Annotated in this window: 29 protein-coding genes; 4 read left to right on the top strand and 25 right to left on the bottom strand. The window is 44.6% G+C overall.

Annotation, left to right across the window (positions count from 1 at the left end; genetic code table 11):
* Positions 1-154: 154 nt before the first annotated feature.
* The 9 genes from upp to spoIIR form a co-directional block, all read right to left on the bottom strand.
* Positions 155-784, bottom strand: coding sequence for a uracil phosphoribosyltransferase (upp, locus tag LJF29_RS11815; protein WP_010332236.1), 630 nt, complete (start codon positions 782-784; stop codon positions 155-157).
* A gap of 134 nt (positions 785-918) precedes the next feature.
* The gene (gene glyA, locus LJF29_RS11810; protein ID WP_010332237.1) at positions 919-2,166 is read right to left on the bottom strand and encodes a serine hydroxymethyltransferase; all 1,248 of its coding nucleotides are present in this window, start codon (positions 2,164-2,166) and stop codon (positions 919-921) included.
* A gap of 208 nt (positions 2,167-2,374) precedes the next feature.
* Complete coding sequence (locus LJF29_RS11805) at positions 2,375-2,917, bottom strand: TIGR01440 family protein (RefSeq protein WP_229148684.1); 543 nt, start codon at positions 2,915-2,917, stop codon at positions 2,375-2,377.
* A gap of 12 nt (positions 2,918-2,929) precedes the next feature.
* On the bottom strand, positions 2,930-3,379 hold the full coding sequence (rpiB, locus tag LJF29_RS11800) for a ribose 5-phosphate isomerase B (protein WP_003221910.1): 450 nt from the start codon (positions 3,377-3,379) through the stop codon (positions 2,930-2,932).
* 157 nt (positions 3,380-3,536) lie between these two features.
* Positions 3,537-3,989 (bottom strand): low molecular weight protein arginine phosphatase, encoded by a 453-nt coding sequence (locus LJF29_RS11795; protein ID WP_010332239.1) that lies wholly within the window; start codon positions 3,987-3,989, stop codon positions 3,537-3,539.
* Positions 3,990-4,063: 74 nt separating this feature from the next.
* The gene (locus LJF29_RS11790) at positions 4,064-4,621 is read right to left on the bottom strand and encodes a manganese efflux pump MntP family protein (protein WP_010332240.1); all 558 of its coding nucleotides are present in this window, start codon (positions 4,619-4,621) and stop codon (positions 4,064-4,066) included.
* 77 nt (positions 4,622-4,698) lie between these two features.
* Entirely contained in the window at positions 4,699-5,739 is a 1,041-nt protein-coding gene (locus LJF29_RS11785) for an L-threonylcarbamoyladenylate synthase (RefSeq protein ID WP_229148679.1), read from the bottom strand.
* Between the two features lie 156 nt (positions 5,740-5,895).
* On the bottom strand, positions 5,896-6,339 hold the full coding sequence (locus LJF29_RS11780) for a GNAT family N-acetyltransferase (protein WP_010332242.1): 444 nt from the start codon (positions 6,337-6,339) through the stop codon (positions 5,896-5,898).
* A gap of 67 nt (positions 6,340-6,406) precedes the next feature.
* Complete coding sequence (gene spoIIR, locus LJF29_RS11775) at positions 6,407-7,075, bottom strand: stage II sporulation protein R (RefSeq protein ID WP_229148677.1); 669 nt, start codon at positions 7,073-7,075, stop codon at positions 6,407-6,409.
* Between the two features lie 140 nt (positions 7,076-7,215).
* On the opposite strand from spoIIR, the gene LJF29_RS11770 reads away from it, so the two are divergent.
* Entirely contained in the window at positions 7,216-7,581 is a 366-nt protein-coding gene (locus LJF29_RS11770; protein ID WP_010332244.1) for a UPF0715 family protein, read from the top strand.
* Positions 7,582-7,596: 15 nt separating this feature from the next.
* On the opposite strand, the gene LJF29_RS11765 is transcribed toward LJF29_RS11770, so the two are convergent.
* From LJF29_RS11765 to prfA, 3 genes are all read right to left on the bottom strand, one after another.
* Entirely contained in the window at positions 7,597-7,884 is a 288-nt protein-coding gene (locus tag LJF29_RS11765) for a DUF5316 family protein (protein WP_229148675.1), read from the bottom strand.
* 73 nt (positions 7,885-7,957) lie between these two features.
* Positions 7,958-8,824 (bottom strand): peptide chain release factor N(5)-glutamine methyltransferase, encoded by an 867-nt coding sequence (gene prmC, locus LJF29_RS11760; RefSeq protein ID WP_229148674.1) that lies wholly within the window; start codon positions 8,822-8,824, stop codon positions 7,958-7,960.
* A 1-nt stretch (position 8,825) separates the two neighbouring features.
* Positions 8,826-9,896 (bottom strand): peptide chain release factor 1, encoded by a 1,071-nt coding sequence (prfA, locus tag LJF29_RS11755; RefSeq protein ID WP_229148697.1) that lies wholly within the window; start codon positions 9,894-9,896, stop codon positions 8,826-8,828.
* Between the two features lie 121 nt (positions 9,897-10,017).
* Here prfA and LJF29_RS11750 point away from each other — a divergent pair, with 121 nt between their 5' ends.
* Together LJF29_RS11750 and racA are read left to right on the top strand one after the other, a co-directional pair.
* Positions 10,018-10,407, top strand: coding sequence for a VOC family protein (locus tag LJF29_RS11750; protein WP_229148696.1), 390 nt, complete (start codon positions 10,018-10,020; stop codon positions 10,405-10,407).
* Between the two features lie 121 nt (positions 10,408-10,528).
* Positions 10,529-11,083, top strand: a complete 555-nt coding sequence (gene racA, locus LJF29_RS11745) for a chromosome-anchoring protein RacA (RefSeq protein ID WP_229148672.1) — start codon at positions 10,529-10,531, stop codon at positions 11,081-11,083.
* 35 nt (positions 11,084-11,118) lie between these two features.
* On the opposite strand, the gene LJF29_RS11740 is transcribed toward racA, so the two are convergent.
* The 11 genes from LJF29_RS11740 to spo0F all read right to left on the bottom strand — a co-directional run bounded on the left by LJF29_RS11740 (position 11,119) and on the right by spo0F (position 21,660).
* Positions 11,119-12,078, bottom strand: a complete 960-nt coding sequence (locus LJF29_RS11740; RefSeq protein WP_101864887.1) for an AEC family transporter — start codon at positions 12,076-12,078, stop codon at positions 11,119-11,121.
* Between the two features lie 80 nt (positions 12,079-12,158).
* Positions 12,159-13,856, bottom strand: a complete 1,698-nt coding sequence (gene malS / locus LJF29_RS11735; protein ID WP_029441290.1) for an oxaloacetate-decarboxylating malate dehydrogenase — start codon at positions 13,854-13,856, stop codon at positions 12,159-12,161.
* Between the two features lie 288 nt (positions 13,857-14,144).
* Entirely contained in the window at positions 14,145-14,732 is a 588-nt protein-coding gene (locus LJF29_RS11730) for a thymidine kinase (protein WP_010332252.1), read from the bottom strand.
* Positions 14,733-14,820: 88 nt separating this feature from the next.
* On the bottom strand, positions 14,821-15,021 hold the full coding sequence (gene rpmE / locus LJF29_RS11725) for a 50S ribosomal protein L31 (protein ID WP_003151132.1): 201 nt from the start codon (positions 15,019-15,021) through the stop codon (positions 14,821-14,823).
* 118 nt (positions 15,022-15,139) lie between these two features.
* Positions 15,140-16,423 (bottom strand): transcription termination factor Rho, encoded by a 1,284-nt coding sequence (gene rho, locus LJF29_RS11720; RefSeq protein WP_010332253.1) that lies wholly within the window; start codon positions 16,421-16,423, stop codon positions 15,140-15,142.
* A gap of 30 nt (positions 16,424-16,453) precedes the next feature.
* Complete coding sequence (locus LJF29_RS11715) at positions 16,454-16,615, bottom strand: hypothetical protein (RefSeq protein ID WP_032731180.1); 162 nt, start codon at positions 16,613-16,615, stop codon at positions 16,454-16,456.
* 213 nt (positions 16,616-16,828) lie between these two features.
* Positions 16,829-17,794 carry a class II fructose-bisphosphatase gene (gene glpX / locus LJF29_RS11710; protein ID WP_010332254.1) on the bottom strand — a complete coding sequence of 322 codons (966 nt, stop codon included), beginning with the start codon at positions 17,792-17,794 and terminating at the stop codon, positions 16,829-16,831.
* A gap of 31 nt (positions 17,795-17,825) precedes the next feature.
* On the bottom strand, positions 17,826-19,115 hold the full coding sequence (locus tag LJF29_RS11705; protein ID WP_229148670.1) for a UDP-N-acetylglucosamine 1-carboxyvinyltransferase: 1,290 nt from the start codon (positions 19,113-19,115) through the stop codon (positions 17,826-17,828).
* 376 nt (positions 19,116-19,491) lie between these two features.
* Positions 19,492-20,130 (bottom strand): fructose-6-phosphate aldolase, encoded by a 639-nt coding sequence (gene fsa, locus LJF29_RS11700; RefSeq protein ID WP_010332256.1) that lies wholly within the window; start codon positions 20,128-20,130, stop codon positions 19,492-19,494.
* 117 nt (positions 20,131-20,247) lie between these two features.
* Positions 20,248-21,105, bottom strand: coding sequence for a class II fructose-bisphosphate aldolase (locus LJF29_RS11695; protein ID WP_003235826.1), 858 nt, complete (start codon positions 21,103-21,105; stop codon positions 20,248-20,250).
* A 180-nt stretch (positions 21,106-21,285) separates the two neighbouring features.
* Entirely contained in the window at positions 21,286-21,660 is a 375-nt protein-coding gene (gene spo0F / locus LJF29_RS11690; protein WP_003227621.1) for a sporulation initiation phosphotransferase Spo0F, read from the bottom strand.
* Between the two features lie 165 nt (positions 21,661-21,825).
* Between spo0F and LJF29_RS11685 the strand changes: the two genes are divergently transcribed.
* The gene (locus tag LJF29_RS11685) at positions 21,826-22,341 is read left to right on the top strand and encodes a DUF2529 domain-containing protein (protein ID WP_229148664.1); all 516 of its coding nucleotides are present in this window, start codon (positions 21,826-21,828) and stop codon (positions 22,339-22,341) included.
* Between the two features lie 82 nt (positions 22,342-22,423).
* Here the strand turns inward: LJF29_RS11685 and pyrG are convergent, their stop codons facing one another.
* Positions 22,424-24,031 carry a glutamine hydrolyzing CTP synthase gene (pyrG, locus tag LJF29_RS11680; protein WP_010332258.1) on the bottom strand — a complete coding sequence of 536 codons (1,608 nt, stop codon included), beginning with the start codon at positions 24,029-24,031 and terminating at the stop codon, positions 22,424-22,426.
* 240 nt (positions 24,032-24,271) lie between these two features.
* Complete coding sequence (rpoE, locus tag LJF29_RS11675) at positions 24,272-24,808, bottom strand: DNA-directed RNA polymerase subunit delta (protein WP_229148660.1); 537 nt, start codon at positions 24,806-24,808, stop codon at positions 24,272-24,274.
* Positions 24,809-24,938: the final 130 nt, after the last annotated feature.

The raw sequence follows: 24,938 nt of genomic DNA, 5'->3' as shown, positions 1-24,938 counted from the left end.
ATACCTAGCCAAGCAGAGTTAGGTATGTGGGAGCTCTTTTTCTGTTTCTGAAATCAGCTGAAAATCCAAAGAAACAGCACAAAACAAAAAAGCTTGTAGAAAAAACATCGTTTTCTCTACAAGCTGAAGAAAACCCGTTGGCGGGTTTTCTTTTTTATTTTGTTCCGAACATACGGTCCCCTGCATCTCCGAGACCCGGAACAATATAACCTTTTTCATTTAATTTTTCATCAAGCGCCGCTATGTAAATATCCACGTCAGAATGATGCTTCTGCAATTCTTCCACACCTTCAGGAGCAGCTACGAGACACATGAAACGGATGTTTTTCGCACCGCGTTTTTTGAGGCTGTTAATCGCTTCAACTGCGGAACCGCCTGTAGCCAGCATCGGGTCAACCACGATGAATTCACGCTCTTCCACATCAGAAGGAAGCTTCACATAGTATTCCACGGGTTTTAAGGTTTCAGGATCACGGTACAGACCGACATGTCCCACTTTTGCCGCAGGGATCAGTTTTAAGATGCCTTCAACCATTCCTAAACCTGCTCTGAGAATAGGAACTACCCCCAGTTTTTTCCCTGAGATGACTTTCGATTTTGCAGCCTGAACCGGTGTGTTGATATCCACTTCCTCTAGAGGGAGATCACGGGTAATTTCAAACGCCATAAGCGTGGCGACTTCGTCTACAAGCTCTCTAAAATCCTTCGTGCCTGTCTCTACATTCCGAATATATGTCAGCTTATGCTGAATTAAAGGATGATCAAATACATAAACCTTTCCCATACTGTGTTTCAGCTCCTTTTTTATTGTCCCATCGACAATTTCACACTTCTATTGATTCTACAAAAAAAGACATTGAGTTTCAAGAACATCGTCAAAAAACCCGCCGGGCATAAGCCCGAGCGGGTTTTTCAATCTTAGTAATCTAATTCTTTATATAGAGGGAACTTGCCAGTCAGAGCAGCTACGCGCTGTCTTGCTTCTTCAAGTTTTCCTTCATCTTCGTGGTTTTTCAATGCAAGCGCAATGATGGCACCGACTTCATCCAATGCCTCTCCGTCAAAACCGCGGCTTGTCACAGCAGCTGTTCCGAGACGGATACCGCTTGTTACGAACGGTTTTTCAGGATCGTATGGAATCGCGTTTTTGTTTGATGTAATCCCGATTTCATCAAGCACATGCTCTGCAACCTTACCTGTCAGTCCAAGAGAACGAAGATCAACTAGGATGAGGTGGTTGTCAGTTCCGCCTGAAACGAGCTGAATGCCCTCTTTTGTTAATGATTCTGCAAGACGCTTCGCATTTGAAATCACGTTTTGTGCGTACGTTTTGAAATCATCACGCAATACTTCGCCGAATGAAACAGCTTTTGCGGCAATTACATGCATCAGCGGGCCGCCTTGAATGCCAGGGAAGATGGACTTATCAATTTTCTTGCCGAACTCTTCACGGCAAAGGATCATACCGCCGCGAGGTCCGCGAAGTGTTTTATGTGTCGTTGTTGTAACGAAATCAGCGTAAGGAACCGGGTTTGGATGGAGGCCTGCCGCAACAAGTCCTGCGATATGCGCCATATCCACCATAAAGTAAGCGCCGACTTCATCAGCAATTTCACGGAATTTCTTAAAGTCGATTGTACGAGGATACGCACTTGCTCCTGCAACAATTAGCTTAGGCTTGTGAGCGAGGGCTTTTTCACGCACGTCATCGTAATCAATATATTGAGTTTCTTTATCTACGCCGTACTCAACAAAGTTATATTGAACACCGCTGAAGTTAACTGGACTTCCGTGTGTTAAATGACCGCCGTGGGAGAGGTTCATCCCAAGTACAGTATCGCCTTGTTCCAAAATCGTGAAATAGACAGCCATGTTTGCTTGTGCGCCTGAATGAGGCTGAACGTTTACGTGCTCCGCTCCAAAGATTTCCTTCGCGCGGTCACGAGCGATATCTTCAACGACATCGACGTGCTCACATCCGCCATAATAGCGTTTGCCAGGATATCCTTCAGCGTATTTGTTTGTTAAAACAGAACCTTGTGCTTCCATAACCGCTTCACTTACAAAGTTTTCAGAAGCAATCAATTCGATTTTCGTCTGTTGGCGTTCACGCTCATTTTTAATGGCGTTAAACACCTGTTCGTCTTGCGCAGGTAAATGTTTCATCAGCGAGATCCTCTCCTATCCGTATCCTGTTCTTTGTTTTTACCACCACTATTGTACATGGTTTTTTAGGCCCATGTAAAAGATTATTTTCAAAAAAACAAAAATTTTATTGGCAAAAACGAATATTTATTACTTAAATTTAATTTAAAGTTCGGAATTTATTTCAGCCGCGCAAATGAAAGAAAAGACTGGCCCATGCAGTCCTTTCTCATTCACACTCATAAACTGCCCGCATTCCGCCGATCAGCTTTGGCCGTGTCCGCGCCAATGTCACATGGGCTGCACCGAGACTGTTCTGAGAGATGCGTACAGGAACAGCTACCGGCTTTAAGTGCATGCCGATAAACGTGTCGCCTATATCTATTCCGGCATCTGCCTGAATGGTTTCTACCAGAACAGGAGACTTCATCTGCTTAAACGCGTAAGAAGCCATCGCCCCGCCGGCCTTTGGAACAGGCACTGCGGAAACGGCCGGAAGCCTAAACAGCTCGGCCGTTTCTTCCTCCACTACAAGCGCTCTGTTTAAATGCTCGCAGCATTGAAACGCCAGATGGATTCCCGTTTGTTCCTTCAGCTCTGCAAGTCCGCTGTAGATGCTTGCCGCGATGTCTGTACTGCCTGATGTGCCGATATGGCTGCCGGCCACTTCGCTTGTGCTGCACCCAAGGACAAATATCTGATTTTCTCTCAATTCCGCTTTGTCCTGAAACTCTGACAGCATCGTCTTCCATGTTTGTGTGATCTCACTCATAGAACAGCACCCCTACAGGTTTTTCTCTTCATAGTCCGAGATTTTTCCGATGCGGGTCTGATGTCTTCCGCCAGTAAATTCAGTGGTCAGCCAGATTTTCGCAATTTCCCGTGCCAAACCGGGTCCAATTACGCGTTCGCCCATCGCGAGGATATTTGTATCATTATGTTCTCTCGTCGCCTTTGCACTGAATGTATCATGTGCCAGCGCACAGCGGATGCCTTTGACTTTATTGGCGGAAATACTCATGCCAATGCCTGTCCCGCAAATTAAAATCCCTCTGTCCACTTCACCGCTTACTACTTTCTCGGCCACCGGAAAAGCGTAGTCCGGATAATCGACAGATCCGCTGCCGCAGTCACAGCCCATATCAATATACTCAATTTGCAATTCGTCCATTAGTTCTTTGATTTCGTTTCGAATATGGACGCCGCCATGATCCGATGCTATGGCTACTTTCATCAGCTTTTCCTCCCAGCGTATGTAATGCGGCCCGCCCGCTTTGTTGACCGCGCAGCCTGTCCGCTCTTTGATTCACACCATATCGATGTGCTTTTCACTATATTCTACTCCTTCACGCAGGATTTGCAAATGACCTGTTTGCAGATTCTCTGACAAGTTATTTACCGTCATTTTTCAATTGTTCTGCAAGCTGCTGAAGAAGCGCTTCAAGCTCATCTCTCGTTTTTTTATAGATCTCAATGGTGCCGCCAAACGGGTCTATAATATCGCCCCGGCTGCCTGTCACGTATTCTTTTAGCGTAAACACTTTATCACGATAACGTTCGAATTGGCTGACGATGACCTGTTTGTGCTGGTGGGTCATTGCCAGAACCAAATCTGCCGATTCCATATGTTCTTCAGTTAATGGCGAAGAAACATGATTAAGGGCAATGCGTTTTTCAAAAAGCGCTTCGACCGCGTGAGGCGACGCTTTTCCGTTAGGTGAGGCAAATACGCCTGCCGAGCGGACGCTGACATCCAGCCCTTCCGTTTCAGCGATTGATTTAAAAAGCGCCTCAGCCATTGGACTGCGGCACGTATTTCCAGTACAGACAAAAATGATGTTCATGTCAGTCACCCCTTGTTTTTTCTATTATATATGAAGAAAAAAGAAACGGCGACATCGTTTCTTTTATTGGTATATTAAATTGGCAAAAGCAGCTTAAGGCCAAATACGATTAATATGGTTCCCCCGAGCGCTTCACTGTATGAGCCGAGCCAGGACTGCACTTGTTTTCCGATCAGCAGGCCCAGCCAAGTCAACATCATGCTGAAAAGCCCAAACAGGGTAATGGTGAGAAGCGGGTGCGAGCCGTATATTCCCAGACTCAGACCGACGGAGAAACTATCGAGGCTGACGCCGACTGCAAATAACAATAAGCCAGGCCCAGCCGGCGACATCAAACGTTCTTCTGACTGTTTAAAAGATGCGATCACCATTTGAACACCGAGAACAAACAGCAGTGAACCCCCGATATATACAGCTACCATACCGAGGAGCCCTGACAGCATAGTTCCCGCCGCCATCCCTCCGAGAGGCATGATGACGTGAAAGAGACCGATAATGAATCCAATATAGAATATCTGCTTTTTTCTGAGTTTGACCATACCCATTCCCAGGCCCACAGAAAAAGCATCCATTCCTAAAGCAAACGCCATGATGCTTAAGGTAATCAGTTCGCCTATAAACATTTCCGACATCACATACATAACCCCCTTGGACACGCCCGCTTTTTTAGCCTATGCATGTCCAAAAAGGGTTAGAACTTCTGACTGTGTCAGCGAATCACTCTTCCTCCGGCTGCTTTCATCAGCCTGTTCATAATAGCAAGTCCGACGCCTGTGTCAGGAAACGATTCTGCAATAATAAAATCAACCTTTTCTTCATCAAAACTGCGCAGTGCATCATAAAGAGCTGCCGCGACTGTTTCAAGCTGATCTCTTCTGCCGCATCTCTTGACATAGTCAGCTGAATAAAAATCCGCGTTTTCTTCTGTCGTCAGGACGCCGACCCGTTTTCCGCCCCGCTGATATTCTTGAATGAGCGTTTGAATGCGCTCAGGGCTGCCTTCAGATACAACAAGCGGCGCTGACGGCGCGTAATGTGTATATTTCATTCCCGGAGAAATCGGCTTCTCATTTTGATCGGCAAGCCCTTTATCCACAAGAATCGGTCCGATTTCAGCTTCTATTTGTTCTTTTGTAATGCCGCCCGGACGAAGGAGCACAGGAATGTCTCCCGCACATGAAAGTACGGTTGATTCAACACCGATTCCAGTAGCTCCCCCATCCATTATTCCCGCTATGCGGCCCTCCAAGTCGTGAGCCACGTGTTCAGCCTTTGTCGGGCTTGGTTTGCCCGATAAATTAGCACTCGGCGCTGCAATCGGGAGACCCGCGGCACGGATGAGTGCCAGAGCCAGAGGATGATCAGGCATTCTGACGGCCACTGTATCCAGTCCTGCGGTTACACGGGGTGACAGCGCACCAGGTGTACAAGGTAAAATAAGTGTAAGCGCCCCTGGCCAAAAGCGCTTCATTAATATTTTCGCTTTTTCTGGCGCCGGACCGGTTAAGCCGTCAAGCTGGCTGATATCCGCAATGTGGACAATCAGGGGATTATCACTCGGCCGCCCTTTCGCTTCATATATTTTTTTGACAGCATCTGTGCTTTTCGCATTTGCGCCGAGACCATATACAGTTTCTGTCGGAAAGGCGACAACCTCATTTTCCCGGAGCAAAGCGGCTGCTTGTGTAATTTGTGGATCATTTGTGGATAACTCCCCAGTTACATCCACAAACCATCTTTTCGTTTTCATTTCTGACCAAACTCCTTATTCACAACAATAAAACGATCGTTTTACGCGTGTAATCCTTTTGAAAGTATAAAAGATGTCCTGTAATAAAACAAGCGTTATCCACAAATTGTGGACAACGCATATAAAGAAGTGGATAAGTTTGTGTATAAATCTCACTTATCCAGATGCTTTTTTCATTAAGACGGCCCCTTCCGCTTGCCTTGATTCACAGAAATGATCCGAGGCAAACAGCTCTTCCGGCACACTCTCCGCCCGTTCAAATCCCATCGCCCCCAGGAAATCAGCCGAAGAATGCTGATTGGCTACCAAGTATACCGTTTTGATCTCATGCTTTTCACAAAGCACCTCCATGCTTTGAAAGAGCGACACAATATGGCCTTGGTGAAGCTTGTCCGATATCACAAGTGAGCGAAGCAGGGCTTGATCGCAGCTGATTTTTTCGATACCTAGACAGCCGGCTATGTTCTTCTCGCTGTCCTCCAGCATCAGAAACTGCGTGAACCCTTCCCTTACGCCCTCATGATTCGTTTTGGCCTGTTTTAAAAATTCCTCAAGTATATCTCCGTCCTTTTCCCTTGCCACCCGCAGTTGATAAAACATTCGTTCACCCCGTTTTCAGCGTTCTTTCTTCCAATCTATGAGGCAAATCTATTTTTAGACCTGGTGATTAAGAAAAAAGATCGGAAAACCATTCTACGACGAAGAATTTCACTTCTGTATCGTCTTCTTTCTCATCTTCTTTTTCAGCTTTTTCCGCTTTGGCTGTTAAGTCCTCAAGAGCTTTTTCCGTTTGTTTTTTTGAGGCTTCTTTATCTTCTTGTTCTTTTACGGCTTCTCCGTTTGAAAAATCAAGAAAGCAGAGCGGCGGGAATAATACACACCACCAATTCGCGCCTTCACCGTTACCAAGCGTGATCAGGATGGCTTCGTATTCTCCAGCAGGATATACCATGCTGCCGTAAAGCTTTGTCGGAAATGAAATTTTGTCAAAATCAACAGATATCGATTGGCTGGCGCCTTCTTTTTCCATGGTTTCTTTTGCAATTTCCTTGATCTCAGGCAGCTTTGAGCGGATTAAACGCCGCGCTTCTTCAATAGAAGTAATATCCTTAACCCATGTTGTGATTTCTTTATTGACGGCGTCTCTGATACGACGCTTTAATTCTTGGTCCTCGTCACGATCGCTGTTTGCCAATATTCTCAAGCGAATCGCCTCGTCCGGAATGACAACCGGCTCATTTTCAGATTGCTGTGCCGTCTCTTCTTTCGCCAATCCTACGAGTGCCCCAGATAATAAAAGAAACATATATATACAAATGATAACTGTTTTTTTCATCGGTCCCCACCGTTCCTCTCCGTGCTTTGTATCTAGCCCTATTATGGACAAGGAACGTATGGAGTAAACCTGCAGCGGCAAAAAAATCTAGCAAGCTTTGAATCTAATTTATGGTACGATAGTGTTTTAGGAGGTTTAAAATGAAATATCATTACACAGTGCTGCTGTCAGCGTTCACGATGTCAGTTCTTTATTCGATTATTTACATTCATTCCTTTATTATAGCTGCTCTCGTAACGATGGCCTTTTATTTCTTATTTCCTTACCTACTATTCGCGCTGCCGCTTCAAATCATGATGAATAAAAAGCCGAAACGGTTCAGCCCTTTGTACTTGCTGTATTATCTTGCCGCGGCGTTTATCGCCAACGCGATCATCTTTGGCGTGCTGCAGCCTTCCGGGCAATCCCTGCTTCAAAATACAGCCTTTTACATCTTCGCTGTATTAACAGCTGTTGTCTACTGGATATGGGATTCTGTTTTGCTGCAAAAAAAGGAAGCCTCTTAAGGGCTTCCTTTTTCATTAGATCAAAACGGTCAATAGATAACATAGAATAGAAGGTATGGCAGCAACAAAGAAAGCAGCTGATATTTTCAAACGGGCTGTCCGGCCTTTTTTGGTTTCTGAATGATAATTTGCCCGCTGGTCGCTTCCGCTTACAGCCAAACCCGATGTCACAATGGCAAGCCCGATCAAAACAAGAGACGCAATGCCGAAAATGAATTCATAAGAAATCGCATGCGCAAAAATCGAACCCACCATACTTTCAATAGCAATAAGTAAAATTCCTGCTGTCAGGGCCTTTTTCATCTTTTACATCCCCTTTGCTGGTGTTAAAACAGCTTGATGGTCCCGTTCTTATCTCAACTCACCAGCAAGCTGCTTATTTATTCTTATGAATTACCGCGCATATGGTTCTGTCTTTTCCGTTAATATCCTTCAGGACTTCAACTTCCGCATCCTTAAACGCATGCAGAATCAGCTCTTTTACAGCTGCGCCCTGCTTCCACCCGATTTCAAAGACGACAAGCGCGGTATTCTTCATCACCAGCGGAATAGCTTCCATAAACCGCTTATAAAATTTCAGCCCGTTTCCGCCGTCGGTGAGAGCATGCAAAGGTTCATGGAAACGGACAATCTCAGATAAATCGGCCATTTCTTCTTCAGAAATATACGGAGGGTTTGAGACGATAATATCAGCTTTTTTTCCTGCCTTAATATAGGGTTCAAGCAGGTCGCCTTGAAGAAAATGCACCTCCGCTCCGAGCTTTTCAGCGTTGGCTGAAGCAACGTCCAGCGCTTCTTTGGAGATATCAATCGCTGAGACAGAAAAGTTTTTGTTTTCCAGAGCAAGCGTGACGGCTATTGCGCCGCTTCCGGTGCCGACATCTACCACATCGAGCTGTTCTCCTTCAGAAAAGACACTTCTATATTTCTCAAGAAGATGGTAGACAACCTCTTCCGTTTCCGGACGCGGGATCAGCACGTCATCATTTACTATAAATTCACGGCCGTAAAAAAACTCTCTTCCGATAATGTACTGAACCGGTACGCCCTCTTTGTGCATATCGACGTGGCGTTCAAAGCGATACAGTTCATCTTCGCCAATCGGTTCCTGTAAGCTGGCGAGCAGCTTGCTTCTATCCATTCCGGTATCATAAAGCAAAAGCAGCTCAGCTGCATTTTCTTCTCTTCCCGCTTCCGTTAAATAAGAAGAAGCCCATTTCAGGGCTTCAAATATCGTCTTCATCTTAACTATCCGCCTGCTGAAGCTTGCTTGCCTGATCTTCTACAATTAGCGCTTCAACCACTTCGTCAAGTTTTCCTTCAAGAATCTGATCAAGCTTTTGAATGGTCAGGCCGATTCTGTGATCCGTCACACGGTTTTGCGGGAAGTTGTATGTGCGGATACGCTCAGAGCGGTCACCTGATCCGACAGCCGATTTCCGTGTTTGATCATATTCAGCCTGTGCTTCCCGCTGAAATTTATCGTAGATTCTGGCACGGAGAACCTTCATCGCTTTTTCTTTGTTTTTGATTTGAGATTTTTCATCCTGACATGATACGACAACGCCTGTCGGCAAATGCGTCAGACGAACGGCAGACATTGTCGTGTTCACGCTTTGTCCGCCCGGTCCGCTTGAAGCAAACGTATCAACACGGATATCCTTCTCATGAATGTCAACCTCTACCTCTTCGGCCTCAGGAAGACATGCTACTGTTGCAGTAGACGTATGGATACGGCCGCCTGATTCTGTTTCCGGAACACGCTGAACACGGTGAGCGCCGTTTTCATATTTGAGTTTAGAATATGCGCCGCTGCCCGTAATCATAAAGATGATCTCTTTGTAGCCGCCCGTTCCGGTTACACTCGCTTCCATGACCTCGGTTTTCCAGCCTTGAAGCTCGGCATAGCGGGAATACATTCTGTACAGGTTGCCTGCAAATAAAGCGGCTTCCTCTCCGCCTGCCGCTCCGCGGATCTCCATGATAACGTTTTTATCATCATTAGGATCTTTCGGGATCAGGAGCACCTTTAGACGTTCTGACAGTGTTTCCGTTTCTTTCTGGAGTTCAGAAATCTCTTCCTTCACCATGTCGCGCATCTCAGCATCAAGCTTATCCTCAAGCATCGCTTTTGCATCAGCCAGCTGTTCTGACGCATCTCTGTATTGTCTATATACGTCAACTGTTTCTTGTATATCAGATTGCTCTTTCGAATATTCTCTAAGCTTTTTCGGATCGTTGACAACTTCTGGATCGCTTAAAAGCTCATTTAATTTTTCATATCGTTCTTCGATTGACTTTAAACGGTCTAACACGGTCTTCACCTCTGTTTTCCTGTGCGTAACATTCTCATTATAGTATAGGGACTATCGCCAGTCAAAAGCATTTCAATCCCAGTTAAAAAAGCCTCCTCTGCTATACTGAAAAAGAGGAGGGATCGTATTGCTTACATCCATACATCATATTGCAATCATATGCTCAGATTATGAAAAGTCGAAAGCCTTCTACGTACATAAGCTCGGTTTTCAGGTGATACAAGAAACATACCGAGAAGAGCGCGACTCCTACAAGCTTGATTTGTCGCTTAACGGCTCGTACGTCATTGAGCTGTTTTCGTTCCCTGATCCGCCCGCACGTCAAACCCGGCCTGAAGGTTCAGGGCTCCGTCATCTTGCCTTTACGGTCAGCAGCTTAGAACAGGCTGTTCAGGAGCTTCACGAAAAAGGAATCGAGACAGAGCCGATCAGGACAGATCCGCTGACAGGCAAGCGGTTCACCTTCTTTTTTGATCCCGATCAGCTTCCATTAGAGCTGTATGAGCAATAACAGTTTTTGAAGAAAAAAGGGAGATGCCCACTTTCTTTGCCGAATCTTTTCTTGTTTTGTCTAATAGGAAGGGAACCGCTCCCCATGGTCGAATACCTAGCTAAAAAGGAGGTATGGGATCATGAATACAAATATGGTAGCAAGTGAACTCGGCGTCTCCGCAAAAACAGTGCAACGGTGGGTGAAGCAACTGAACCTTCCGGCTGAACGGAACGAGCTCGGACACTATTCGTTTACGGCTGAAGATGTGCAAATCCTGAAATCTGTTCAAAAACAAATTTCTGAAGGCACGGCGCTTCAGGATATCAATGTGCCGCAAAGCAATAAGAAGCGCACAGGCTTCCTTGTCCAAAAAACAAACAGTGATACAGAGAAAAGACTCGAACAGCTCGAACAAAAGCTGGACACCTTGTTACAGCAAAAACAGGAAGAAAACGGGTTGCTGGCAAGAATTGAGGAAATGGAACGCCAGCTTAAACAAAAAGCCGATGAAGGCGTATCCTATCAGCTTCTGCAGCACAGAAGAGAAATTGATGACATTCTTGCCGATCTGCAATCACTGACCTCACAAATGAAAGAATTCACCGCTCAGCCGACCCCTGAGACTGCTGCTTCTTCCGAAAAAATAAAAACAAGAAAAAAACCGCTGCTGTCACTGTTTAAATTTCAAACGTAAAGTAAAAAAGCTCCCCTTAAAGGGAGCTTTTTTGATTACGCAGTAAGCGCAATAATAATTGGAAGTGAAATCAATGACAGAATCGCACTGATCACAAACGCAGACGCTGTTTCTTCCTCTTGTTTCTCAAAACGAGTCGCAATCATGGCTGCAACGGCAGAACCAGGGAATGCAACAAGAAGGATCGCTTTTGTTGTTTGGTCAGCTGGAAGTCCGACTGCAAGAGCAATCAGGAACATTAAAGCAGGCTGAACCGCAACTTTGAGTAACGCAATACCGAAAGCAGGAATGCTGAGTTTGATTTTACGAATACCAACGGTAACACCGACAGCAAAGAGAGCAACACCAGATGTTGTGCTTCCAAGCTGATCAAGCATTTTAACACCCAGCTCTGGAAGAGTGAAATTGAAAACCAGCACTAAGATCATACTGATTAACGGAGCAGCTGCAAGCGGCTCACAAAGACCATGCAGGATTGATTTTCCTGTCATCTTCCAGAAGCTGTCGCCGCTCTCTTCGTTTTTCTTAGAAGACTCACCCACTGTAGCTACAATGATCGCAAGCGGATCAAGAATAGCGTTAACAACGATACCTGTTACAGCGATCGGAATCGCAACCTCTTGCGCACCGAACAAGCTTCCCAATACAGGGATACCCATAAATGCGAATGTCGGCTGTGCAGAGTTCAAAGAAAATACAGATGAATTCGTTAAATCATATTTAAACACAAATCTGCAAACCAATAGAATAACAATATAAAATCCAACAATACCAATAATTAAAGAAACCATTAACGGAACTTGTGATAAAAATTCACTTCTGGAAGTTGTCAAAATACCAGCGATAAAGTGAGCTGGAAGTGCGTATTTCGTTACTAACGTACTTACCCCTTTTGCTGACTTGGCATCATAACTTCCGAAATGTCCTGCAAACCAACCCAGCACGATAACAAAGAAGATCGGTGCCAGGAGGATTAAGATATCTAAGATGCTCAAAATATTCTCCTCCAAATCCTATGTCCGTATACTTTAGCTTTATACAAAGCTTTCCCTCGGACAGAAAAATTACACGCTTATTATTTTGCGATGACTTTTTTGTATTCAGGTGTCCACATTGCATCAAGAACAGCTTGTTTTACATCTTCAGGCTGACGATTTGCTACGCCGTCTTTAATCGCTGCTTCAGCTACAGCAATGGCAACTTGAATAGATACTTCTTGAAGCTTGTCGATGCTTGGAAGCAATCCAGCTCCAGGTGTTTCAAAATCAACCATTTCAGCAATCGCATCAGCTGTTGCAGCAAACATAGCAGGTGTAATAACACGCGCTTCAGCTACGATTGAACCAAGGCCAAGACCAGGGAATGCGAATGCGTTGTTAGATTGTCCGATTTCATAAGAAACGCCATTGTACTCTACATTGTCAAATGGGCTTCCTGTTGCTACAAGCACTTTTCCGTCAGTCCATTTGAACAGATCTTCAGGAACAGCTTCTGCAAGGTGAGTCGGGTTAGACATCGGCATGATCACCGGACGGTCTACGTGAGATGCCATCTCTTTCACAATTTCCTCTGTGAACGCTCCTGAAACCCCTGAAGTTCCGATTAAGATCGTTGGTTTCGCTTGGCGAACCACTTCATCGAATGGAATTTGGCCTTTTTCATCGCGTTTCCAGTCTTTCACTTCTGCTGCACTGCGAAGGTAAGGTTTTTGGAAATCAAGGATGCCTTCCATATCGTCTGTTAACAGGCCTCTGTAATCAAGTGTGAAGAACGCTTTGTTCGCTTCTTCTTCAGATAATCCAGCAAGCACCATTGTGTCACGGATCTGGTCAGCAATACCGATACCAGCTGAACCTGCACCGAAGACAACTACACGCTGATCTTTAATAGATGCGCCTGTTTTCTTCATAGCAGCAAGCACACCAGCTAGTGTAATTGCGCCTGTACCTTGAATATCATCGTTGAATGTCAGGATTTCGTTGTTGTATTTTTTCATGATATTGCGCGCGTTTTTGTTACCAAAGTCTTCCCAGTGAAGAAGCGCTTTAGGGAAGAATTTAAGCGCAGCTTTTACATACGCATCAACGAATTCTTCGTAACGTTCATCAGAGATACGTTCATGATGGTTACCAATGTATAAAGGATCATTTAAAAGTTTTTCGTTGTTTGTACCGACATCAAGCACTACAGGAATAACACGGCTAGGGTCAATACCAGCTGCAGCAGTGTAAACAGCCAATTTACCGATAGCGATGTTAATACCGCCTACTCCCCAGTCACCGATACCAAGGATACTTTCAGAGTCAGTTGCAACGATAAGATCAATATCGCCTGCTGTCGCATGAAGGTTTTCAAAAGCCTTTTCAATACCGTCAATGTTGTCGATTGACAAGTAGATACCTTGAGGTCTTCTGTATTCATGGCTGTATTCTTGAATGGCTTCACCAACTGTTGGTGTATATACAACAGGAAGCATTTCACGCAGGTGATTTTGCAGCAATTTATAGAAAAGAACTTCATTGCGGTTAGCAAGATCATTTAAGTAAACATTTTGACGAAGGCGGTCTGGCTGAGCTTTAAATTGCTCGTATGCGCGTTTTGCTTGTTGATCAAGAGAAAGTACAGTTGGCGGAAGAAGTCCTTCTAAGCCAAGTTCTTGTCTTTCTTCTAACGTAAAAGCAACACCTTTGTTTAAAGTAGGAATAGACAAAACTTCTTTTCCTCTTAATGTTGTTTCTAAATGGCCTTCCTTAGTTTTTTTTATGTTATTCAAGCAAATCTCCTTCTTTCTTGAAATAGTTAACCAGGTTAAGTAATAACTCATCTAAAAATAACCGATCATGATCTTTATGCGACTTTGTGACAATTATTCGAACAATGTCTCAAAACTATTTACATTACGTTAGTTATTTTATGCCTGTCAAAATCAAAATTCAAGGGAAGAAAATTACTTAATTTTTTAATACACTTATTTAAATTTTTTAATTGATTGTTGTCAGAATATATAAAAAAACACCAGCTTTTCGGCCGGTGCTTTCTATCTTTTTACCCATGTTTTGCATTAGTTTTTAGATTTTCCCGGAACTTCGTGGTGGTGTCTGCATCTTGCTTCATAGGATTCAGACGCACCCACCAGAATGACCGGATCATCATAAGAAGCCGGCTTTCCGTCAATGAGCCGCTGTGTTCTGCTTGCCGGTGATCCGCAGACGGAACAGACGGCCTGCAGCTTCGTCACACTTTCAGCGATGGCCATAATATCCGGCACAACGCCGAACGGCTCTCCTCTGAAATCCATATCAAGACCTGCTGCGATCACACGATATCCTTTATCGGCAAGTGCTGATAAAACATCAATGATCGCCCGATCGAAGAATTGAACCTCGTCAACTGCGATCACATCCGTGCTCTCACTGATATGATCCCAAATGTCCGCAGCCGAAGTAATGGCATAGCTCGTCATAGATGTTCCATTATGGGAGACAACAGCATCTTCGCTGTATCGATTATCAATCACAGGTTTAAAGACCCTGACCTCCTGCTTGGCGTAAGTTGCTCTCTTCACTCTTCTGATCAGCTCTTCAGATTTCCCCGAGAACATACTGCCGCAAATCAGCTCAAGCCACCCGCTTTGCTTCATTATGTACATTGGCTCTGCTCCCCTCTCTCTGCCAGCTGTGTTTTTGACATACAAAAAACAGGCAAGAACTGCTTCTTGCCTGTTGAAAAATCTATTATTACTTAAGACCGTATTTTTTATTAAAGCGATCAACACGACCATCAGCAGAAGCGAATTTTTGACGGCCAGTGTAGAATGGGTGGCATTCAGAGCAAATCTCAACGCGTACCTCTTCTTTTACTGAGCCTGTTTCAAATTCATTTCCGCAAGCGCATTTAACTGTTGCTTTTTTGAAATTAGGATGAATTCCTGCTTTCATTGTATCCATCTCCTTCCGCCCTGAATCCCGTGTGGAAACAGAGTTATTATTTCGGATCATTGTCCGAAACGCATATGAGAAAATTATATCAGTGATTTACTTCTTTTGCAAATAGATTTTATCGTCTGGCTGATGATAGATTTGCCTGCTTCCATTCTTGATTGAGAATATCGAAAAATTCCTGGTTTGTTTTGGTTTTTTTCATTTTTCTCATGAATTTTTCCGCGAAATCAGGCGAATCTGACATCGTTTTGCGGATAGACCATAAACGATCAAGATGCTCTTTAGGCACAAGCAACTCTTCCTTACGCGTTCCAGAACGGCGAATATCGATTGCAGGGAAGATGCGGCGTTCTGCCAGTGAGCGGTCAAGATGAAGCTCCATGTTGCCCGTTCCCTTGAATTCTTCATAGATTACATCATCCATACGAGATCCTGTATCAACAAGTGCAGTGGCGAGGATCGTTAAGCTTCCGCCTTCTTCGATATTTCTCGCTGCCCCGAAGAAACGTTTCGGACGGTGGAACGCTGCCGGGTCAATTCCTCCGGAAAGTGTTCTTCCGCTCGGCGGAATCACTAGGTTGTAGGCACGGGCAAGGCGTGTGATACTGTCCATCAGGATAATAACGTCTTTCTTGTGCTCAACGAGGCGCATAGCGCGTTCAAGCACAAGCTCGGCTACTTTGATATGGTTTTCCGGCACTTCATCAAACGTTGAGCTGACGACATCCCCAGCAACAGAACGCTCAATGTCCGTAACCTCTTCCGGTCTTTCGTCGATCAATAGGACAATCAGCTCTGCTTCAGGCTGATTCGCTGTAATGCTGTTGGCGATTTCCTTCAGCAGCATCGTTTTCCCGGCTTTCGGAGGCGCTACAATCAAGCCGCGCTGGCCAAAGCCTACCGGCGCCATCATGTCCATAATTCTTGTAGACAAGAAATTCGGTTTTGTTTCGAGCACCATATGGCGGTCGGGATAAAGTGGAGTAAGGGCTGGGAAGTGAACACGCTCTTTTGCGGATTCCGGATCATCACCATTTACTGCTTCAACGTGCAAAAGTCCATAATAACGCTCATTTTCTTTTGGCGGGCGAACCTTGCCTGATACTTTGTCTCCATTCCGCAAATCGAAGCGGCGGATTTGTGAAGCAGAGATGTAAATGTCTTCAGAGCTTGGAGAATAGTTGATCGGTCTCAGGAAGCCAAATCCCTCTGATTGGATGATCTCAAGAACACCTTCCATAAACAAAAGATCTTCCTGTTCTGCATTCGCTTTCAGAATAGCGAAAATCAGTTCTTTTTTTGTCAGTTTGCTGTAGTAGGAGATTTTATAATGTCTTGCAAGTTCATATAGCTCTTTCAATTTCATATTTTCCAAAGAGGAAATAGATACGTCTTTCATAAAAACACCACGCTTTTCATAGTCAATATCTTACTTTACACATGTAATCTGCTGCTTTTGCACAACATCCGCCAAAGCACATTCTTTTTTTAACATAAAGGAACTTCTATCGGTAACACTTCCACCCATGATCGGCGCTTTTGTTAAAAGGATTGTCTTAATGAGTTTTGAAGGAAGCGAGGACAAAAACATGAGAAGATCAATACTTATATCGTCTGATGCGGTAGAAATTGAAACTTTCCTAGTGCTTAAAAGAAGGAATTACGCAGTTAAAAATCGCAGCACTCTTTATTTTTACCTTATTTCAAAAAATTATTCAACTGAAATAAGGTTTTGACACGCAATTGATAGGGTTGTCTCTTATTTGCAAAAGAAAAGCGGGTCAACACCCGCTTTTTCTCTTTGTTATGGACGGATTACGAGATTTGGTTTTTTCTTCAGGCTGTGTCTGCCGTCAACAAAACGGACAGTGCCTGATTTCGCACGGATGACCAAGCTTTCAGTCGTGCCGACAGACCCTTTGAATTGAACGCCTTTTAACAGCTCCCCGTCAGTTACGCCGGTAGCCGCAAAAATAGCGTCATCGCCTCTCACAAGGTCTTCCATACGCAGCACTTTGCTTAAATCAAGTCCCATTTTGTTGCAGCGTATGATTTCTTCCTCGCTTTGCGGAAGAAGTTTACCGATAATTTCTCCGCCTAGCGCTTTTAACGCGACAGCAGATAGGACGCCTTCAGGAGCTCCTCCTGATCCGAACAGGATGTCTACGCCTGTGTGGTCGAAAGCCGTATTGATGGCGCCTGCGACATCCCCATCATTGATCAGTTTGATTCTGGCGCCGGCCTCACGAAGCTCAGAAATGATTTTTTCGTGTCGATCGCGGTTTAAAATGGTGGCAACGACGTCCTCGACGTCTTTGTTTTTCGCTTTTGCTACCGCTCTAAGGTTATCAATGACTGGAGCTTCAATATCAATGCAGCCCACCGCTTCCGGACCGACTGCGATTTTCTGCATATACATATCTGGAGCATTTAAAAGCGTGCCGTGGTCAGCAACTGCAATAACAGTCAGCGCGTTCCAGCCGCCGCTTGCTAAGATGTTTGTGCCTTCGAGAGGATCAACAGCGACATCGACGCGCGGACCGTACCCGTTTCCGAGTTTTTCCCCGATATAAAGCATCGGCGCTTCGTCCATTTCTCCTTCTCCGATCACAACAGTTCCTTTCATCGGGACTGTATCAAAAACGTCTCTCATTGCGCTTGTTGCTGCTTCATCAGCCTCGTCTTTCTTTCCCCTGCCCATCCATCTTGCTGATGCTAATGCCGCAGCTTCAGTCACACGGACCAATTCCATTGATAAACTTCTTTCCATCTCAACACGATCTCCTCTCGCAAATAACCAATTAAGAATTTTGCAGCTGTTCTATCTCTTCATCAGTCATTCTCTCGCGCCAGATTGTGGCTCCCAAACCCTCTAGTTTCTTCTCTAGGCTGCTGTATCCGCGATCAATATGCTCCAGACCTGTAATTTCTGTCACACCGTCGGCCATCAGCCCGGCAACCACTAAACAGGCTCCGGCCCGCAGATCGCTTGCCTTCACCTTAGCGCCTTGAAGCTCGACAGGACCCGTGATGATTGCAGACCTGCCCTCTACTTTCATATTAGCGCCCATTCGTCTTAGTTCATCAATATGTTTGAATCTCGCCGAATAGATGGTGTCAGTCACGACGCTTGTCCCTTTTGCTCTCGTCAAAAGCGCCGTCATCGGCTGCTGCAAATCAGTCGGAAAGCCCGGGTATACTAGGGTTTTTACATCAACCGGCTTAAGATTTTTCTGCCCTCCGACAATGAGCAGCTGGTCGTCGCTTGTCTCAATGTGAAAGCCCATTTCTCTCAGCTTTGCTGTTAAGGACTCAAGGTGAGTCGGGATGACATTATCAATGATGATCTCTTTGCCCATCGCAGCTCCTGCAATCATAAATGTTCCGGCTTCAATTCTGTCCGGAATGATCGTATGTTTGCAGCCGTGCAGTTCCTTTACGCCATCGATTCGGATGACGTTGGTTCCAGCACCTTTGATTTTTGCGCCCATGCTGGTCAGCAATGTCGCGACATCAATAATCTCCGGCTCTTTCGCAGCGTTTTCGATGATGGTTTTTCCTTCTGCCAAAACAGCCGCAAGCATAATGTTAATCGTTGCCCCGACGCTTACGACATCTAAATAAATACGTGCGCCTCTCAGCCTTTCAGCGCGCAAATAAATCGCGCCCTGTTCATTGGTCACTTCAGCTCCGAGCGCTTCGAAACCCTTGATGTGCTGGTCAATCGGACGGGGGCCCAGGTGGCAGCCGCCAGGCAATCCGATGACGGCCTGTTTAAAGCGGCCTAGCATCGCCCCCATTAAATAATAAGACGCGCGCAGTTTTTTCACTTTTCCGTTAGGAAGCGGCATGCTGATCATTGATGTGGGGTCGACAATCATTTCCCCATTCTCAAAATGCACATTGCCGCCGATTTCCTGTAACAGGTCACGCAGCGTTTCAATATCTGAAATCTCAGGAAGCCCTTCTATTGTCACCTCGGAATTTGCCAAAATGGTTGCTGGTATTAATGCAACAGCACTGTTTTTAGCGCCGCTGATGTGTACTGTACCGTTTAACGAGTCACCGCCGGCAATATTCAACTTTTCCATGATAGTCTCCTTCCATAAGAAGATAGCTGCGGAGCTAAATAAAATGGCATTTTATTCTGTCTCTGCAAATAAAGCTCATGTCCAAAATCTAGCCAATTCGAAGAGAAAGAATACAACACATTGTAAAATATCAGGAAGAAAATAGCGAAGCTTTGCGGGGGGCATAGGTTTCAAAAAATCGACAGAGACCCGCCGGCTATAGAGACATCTTCGTCATCCGGCAAAAGCAGCACGCAACCCTCATTCCGATATCAGCTTCTGCAGCCCAATGATTCCTTCTCTGTAAGCGGCATGCATCTGAAGGTCCGCTGTATCAGGATGGTGAAAAACAAAGGCCGCGGCAAACAGGCATACACTCTGTTTGCCACCGCTTAAATTACTTGTTCCAGTCTGCCAGGAATTGTTCGATTCCTTTGTCTGTTAACGGGTGCTTTGTCAGCTGATAAATGACTTTAAGCGGCATTGTGCCGATATGAGCCCCTCTTAATGCAGCTTCAGTTACATGCTGAGGATGGCGTATTGACGCCGCAATGATTTGCGTATCAAGCCCGTGGATATCAAAAATCTGCTTAACTTCTGAAATCAGGTCAAGCCCGTTATGGCCGATGTCATCTAAGCGGCCCAAGAATGGAGATACATAGGTAGCGCCCGCTCTTGCAGCGAGAAGCGCTTGGTTTGCATTGAAGATCAATGTAACATTTGTTTTAATGTTTAAGTCAGTAAGTGCTTTTACGGCTTTTAAACCGTCAGCCGTCATCGGGATTTTCACTGTGATGTTCGGAGCGATTTTCGCCAGTTCTTTTCCTTCCTCAATCATTTCCTCAGCTTTCAGAGAAATAACCTCGGCACTTACAGAGCCCGGAACAACTTCTGTGATTTCACGAAGACGGTCATGGAACGATACGTTAGCTTCTTTTGCTACTAAACTAGGATTCGTTGTTACACCGGCAAGGATTCCTAATTCATACGCTTCTTTAATCTCATCGATATTGGCTGTATCAATAAAAAATAACATTTACAAAAGCCTCCCAGAGTAAGAATTTTCAGAACTGTGAATATGATTGCGCTTTCTAAAGATAGACGGAAAACCGCCTGTCAAGCTGTCAGGCGGCTATAAAAAGTTCCAATTGAATTAAGCTTGGTTTGAAGAACCAAATTCACGCATTTTACCGATAACAGTTTCTTTAATCGCTTCGCGAGCAGGTCCAAGGTATTTACGTGGATCGTACTCGTCAGGCTTAGCTGCCAATGTTTCGCGAACAGCTTTTGCAGAAGAAATTTGGTTTTCAGTATTTACGTTGATTTTAGCTGTACCAAGTGAGATTGATTTTTTGATGTCAGCAGTCGGAATTCCAGTACCGCCGTGAAGAACGAGCGGAAGACCAGTAGACTTTCCGATCTCTTCCATTTCTTTAAAACCAAGGTTTGGCTCACCTTTGTAAGGGCCGTGAACAGAACCTAATGCAGGTGCAAGGCAGTCGATGCCAGTGCGCTCAACAAGCTCTTGGCACTCTTTAGGATCAGCGTAGATTACGCCTTCAGCGATAACGTCGTCTTCTTGTCCGCCGACTGTTCCAAGCTCAGCTTCTACAGATACTCCGTGGAAATGAGCAAGCTCAACAACTTTAGAAGTTGTTGCTACGTTTTCTTCAAATGGATGGTGAGAAGCGTCGATCATTACAGATGTGAAACCTGCATGAATCGCTTTCGCACAAGATTCAAAGCTTGAACCGTGGTCTAAGTGGATCGCAACAGGAACTGTCACTTTGTACTCTTCCATTAGTGCTTTTACCATAGCTACGACTGTTTTGAAGCCGCCCATGTAGCGTCCCGCACCTTCGGAAACACCAAGGATCACTGGAGATTTTTCTTCTTCAGCTGCTTGTAAAATCGCTTGAGTAAACTCAAGGTTGTTTAAGTTAAATTGTCCTACAGCATAACCTTTTTCTTTAGCTGTATTCAACATTTCCGTCATTGAAACTAAAGGCATGTCGAATGTCCTCCTTATGTAGCCTGATTGTCTTCTAGCGAAAAAAGCTTTCCACCCTAGCATGACCCATAATTTGCTGTCATATGTAAATACACAGATCGCTTTTTCTCCATAACTAGAATACCAACTTTTCGACAAATCGGCAACACAATGACCTCATTCAATTGTTTCTTCTTTTTGTCAGTTAGACTTCAGGGGCAGATATTTTTTGACGGCGTCTCTGATTTCGTCGATGTCAAACGGCTTCGCAAAGTGCGTCAATGCGCCCAGTTCCTTTGATTCTTGGATCATATCGAGTTCTCCGTAAGCCGTCATGATGATCACGCGGATGTTTTCATCAATGACCTTCATCCGTTTTAAGATTTCGATTCCGTCCATACCCGGAATTTTCATATCCAGAAGGACAAGGTCCGGTCGTTCTTTTGTCACGATATCAAGCGCTTGAAGGCCGTTCGCAGCCTGAAATGTCTGATAGCCCTCTTTATTGAACACTTCGTTAAGCAAAATACGTATTCCGTATTGATCATCAACGATTAAAATTTTTTCATTCATCATTTTACACCCCAATATTATGATTTTCGTCAAAAGTAAGCAGTAGTTTATGTATTCTGTTTGATTTTCCTATTTCCTTTAATTATAATAGTCTACTTTACGACATTTTCTGAGCATTTTCTCTTTTGTTGTATACTGTTATTGTACGTTATAAAGGAGGATTCACTTATGTTGAAAATATTTACAACACAGTTAACAGGTATTTTTTCCCGCATTCAGGATAAGGAATCTGACGCGATTGAAGATGGGGCGCGATTGCTCGCTCAAGCGGTGATCAGCGGGCATTCCATCTATATATACGGGGCTAATGAGCTTCAGGGCATCTTACATGAGGCAACCGAAAGCAAAGAACCGCTTCCTTCCGTCAAAGCGTTTCCCGCTAACGCTGATGATGTGACAGAAAGCGACAGGGTGCTGATGTTTTGCACAGGGACAGGTACAGATGAAGAACAGGCGCTCGCGAAAGAGCTTTATGAAAAAGGCGCGGGGGTCGTCTGCGTATCACCGGCATCCAAAGCCGGAATCGAACAATATTGCGATGTGCATATTGATTCAAAGCTAAAAATGCCGCTTGTTCCCGATGAAGACGGCACCCGCTTTGGCTTCCCTTCATTAATGACAGCATTGTATGTCTACCATGCTCTATCATTTACATTAAAAGAAATTCTGCAAGAGTATGCATAATCACTTATTGTACATGCTGTATCTTGCCGGAAACAAATAAAAAAGACTTGTCCGCTTTTGACAAACGGCAAGTCTTTTTTTATTATTTCTGATTTGCAGCTTCAACAGACGCTCCGATAAAACCTTTGAATAATGGCTGAGGTCTTGTCGGTCTAGACTTGAACTCTGGGTGGAACTGAGAAGCCACGAACCAAGGATGGTCTTTCAGCTCGATAATTTCAACAAGGCGTCCGTCCGGGCTGGTGCCTGAGAATACAAAGCCTTGGTCTTCCATTTGCTGTCTGAATTCGTTGTTGAATTCATAACGGTGGCGGTGACGCTCGTACACCACTTCATCCTGATACACTTCAAATGCTTTCGTGCCCTCTTCAAGCTTACAAGGGTAAAGGCCGAGGCGAAGTGTTCCTCCAAGATCTTCAACATCCTTCTGTTCAGGAAGAAGGTCGATAATCGGGTATTGAGTTGACGGATCAATTTCAGCAGAGTGAGCGCCTTTTAAGCCTAATACATTTCGGGCATACTCAATAGATGCAACCTGCATACCTAAGCAAATGCCCAGGAACGGAATGTTGTTTTCGCGCGCATATTGTGTCGCAATGATTTTTCCTTCAACACCGCGGTCTCCGAAGCCGCCCGGTACGATAATACCGTCTGTGCCGCTAGTAAGCTCTCCGATGTTGCTTTCTGTTACTTCCTCAGCGTTAATCCATTTCACTTTTACATCTGTGTCAAACGCGTAGCCCGCGTGACGAAGTGATTCAACGACAGAGATATAAGCGTCAGGAAGCTCAACATATTTTCCGACAAGTCCGATTGTGATTGTTTGAGACAGGTTGCTGACCTTGTTCACAAGCTCTTTCCACTCGGACATTTCCGCCTCTTTGCATGCCAATTGCATGTGCTCGCAAACAAGCTTATCAAGTCCTTGTTTTTGAAGCTCAAGCGGAATGGCATAGAGGTTGTCCGCATCTTCACATTCAATAACCGCTTTTGTATCGATGTCGCAGAATAAAGCGATTTTGTCCTTCATATCTTGAGAAATCGGCATTTCTGTACGAACAACGATAATGTTTGGCTGAATGCCCAGGCTTCTTAATTCTTTTACGCTGTGCTGTGTCGGTTTCGTTTTCAGTTCGCCGGCAGCTTTAATGTAAGGCACAAGTGTACAGTGGATGTACATCACGTTTTCACGGCCAATGTCACTCTTCATTTGGCGGATGGCTTCAAGGAATGGCAGGGATTCGATGTCTCCTACAGTACCGCCGATTTCTGTAATCACGACATCCGCGTTTGTTTCTTTACCCGCACGGTATACGCGGTCTTTCAGTTCGTTTGTGATGTGCGGAATAACCTGCACTGTTCCGCCGAGGTAATCTCCGCGACGTTCTTTTTTAAGAACTGTTGAATAGATTTTTCCTGTTGTTACGTTGCTGAATTTATTCAGGTTGATGTCGATAAAACGCTCATAGTGCCCGAGGTCTAAGTCTGTTTCAGCGCCGTCATCTGTTACGAATACTTCACCGTGCTGGTACGGGCTCATCGTTCCCGGATCAACGTTGATGTATGGGTCGAATTTTTGAATTGTGACGTTCAGTCCGCGGTTTTTCAGCAAACGCCCTAATGAAGCTGCTACAATACCCTTTCCAAGTGAGGATACGACTCCCCCAGTTACAAAAATATATTTCGTCATTTCGTTTGCTCCTCTCTTCGCTCTAAGCTACATTTCTTAAAATGTACCGTTTTATAAAAAATCATTTAGCCTTTTAAATGATTTATAAGAAAAATGAGGGGTGAAAATAAGAAAGCTCCCTTTCAATTTCTTGAAAGGGAGCATAACGTTCTATGTTCTCTCTTCGTTTTTGAAGAGCCCAAAATACATACTACCTAGTTCGACTATGAAAGTCAAGATCGATTTGGGGATGAAATTCTTTTACGATTTTTTATCCTCATCGCCTTCATCATAGTCATCATCATCATCTTCTTCTTCATCGTCATCAATGAGATCCTCGTCAATTTCGAGCTCGTCATCGTCGTCTTCATCGATATCGTCAAACTCATCAGCATCGAGATCAAGTTCTTCCTCAACCTCAGCTAAATCGAGGTCGTCTTCGTCAACCACTTCAAATTCATCAAGATCAAGATCTTCTTCGACGCCTTTTTTGGCTTTTTTCTTTTTCGCCTTAACTGTCGGCTGTGTTTCTTCATCTAGCTGATCGTACGGATACCAGCTGCGAAGACCCCAATTCTGGTCAGAGAGCGCCAAGAAACGGCCGTCAATGTTTAAATCTGTATAAAATTGTGCGACGCGGTCTCCTAACTCTTCTTTTTTCACGCCGAGCAATGATGCAATTTCATTTAAAAGCTCCTGAAAAGGAACTGGTTTTTTATGATCTTCAAATAATTCGTGAGCGATTTCAACTAAAGCCATTTCCTTTAGCTGTTCCTGTGAATATTGTTTGATACCCAAGGTCGGACACTCCCTTTCTATTACTTATATGTATCTGTTTTATCAATAATGAAAGCGATATTGTATCGTTCTTATACAAACCATACCTCTCATTATAAACAAAATAAAACAGAATATGCTACCCTTAACA

This window comes from Bacillus sp. LBG-1-113 (genome assembly GCF_020708615.1).
Taxonomy (GTDB): Bacteria; Bacillota; Bacilli; order Bacillales; family Bacillaceae; genus Bacillus; species Bacillus mojavensis.
Note: the sequence above shows the minus strand (reverse complement) of the source record. Positions and strands in the feature narration are given on the sequence as shown.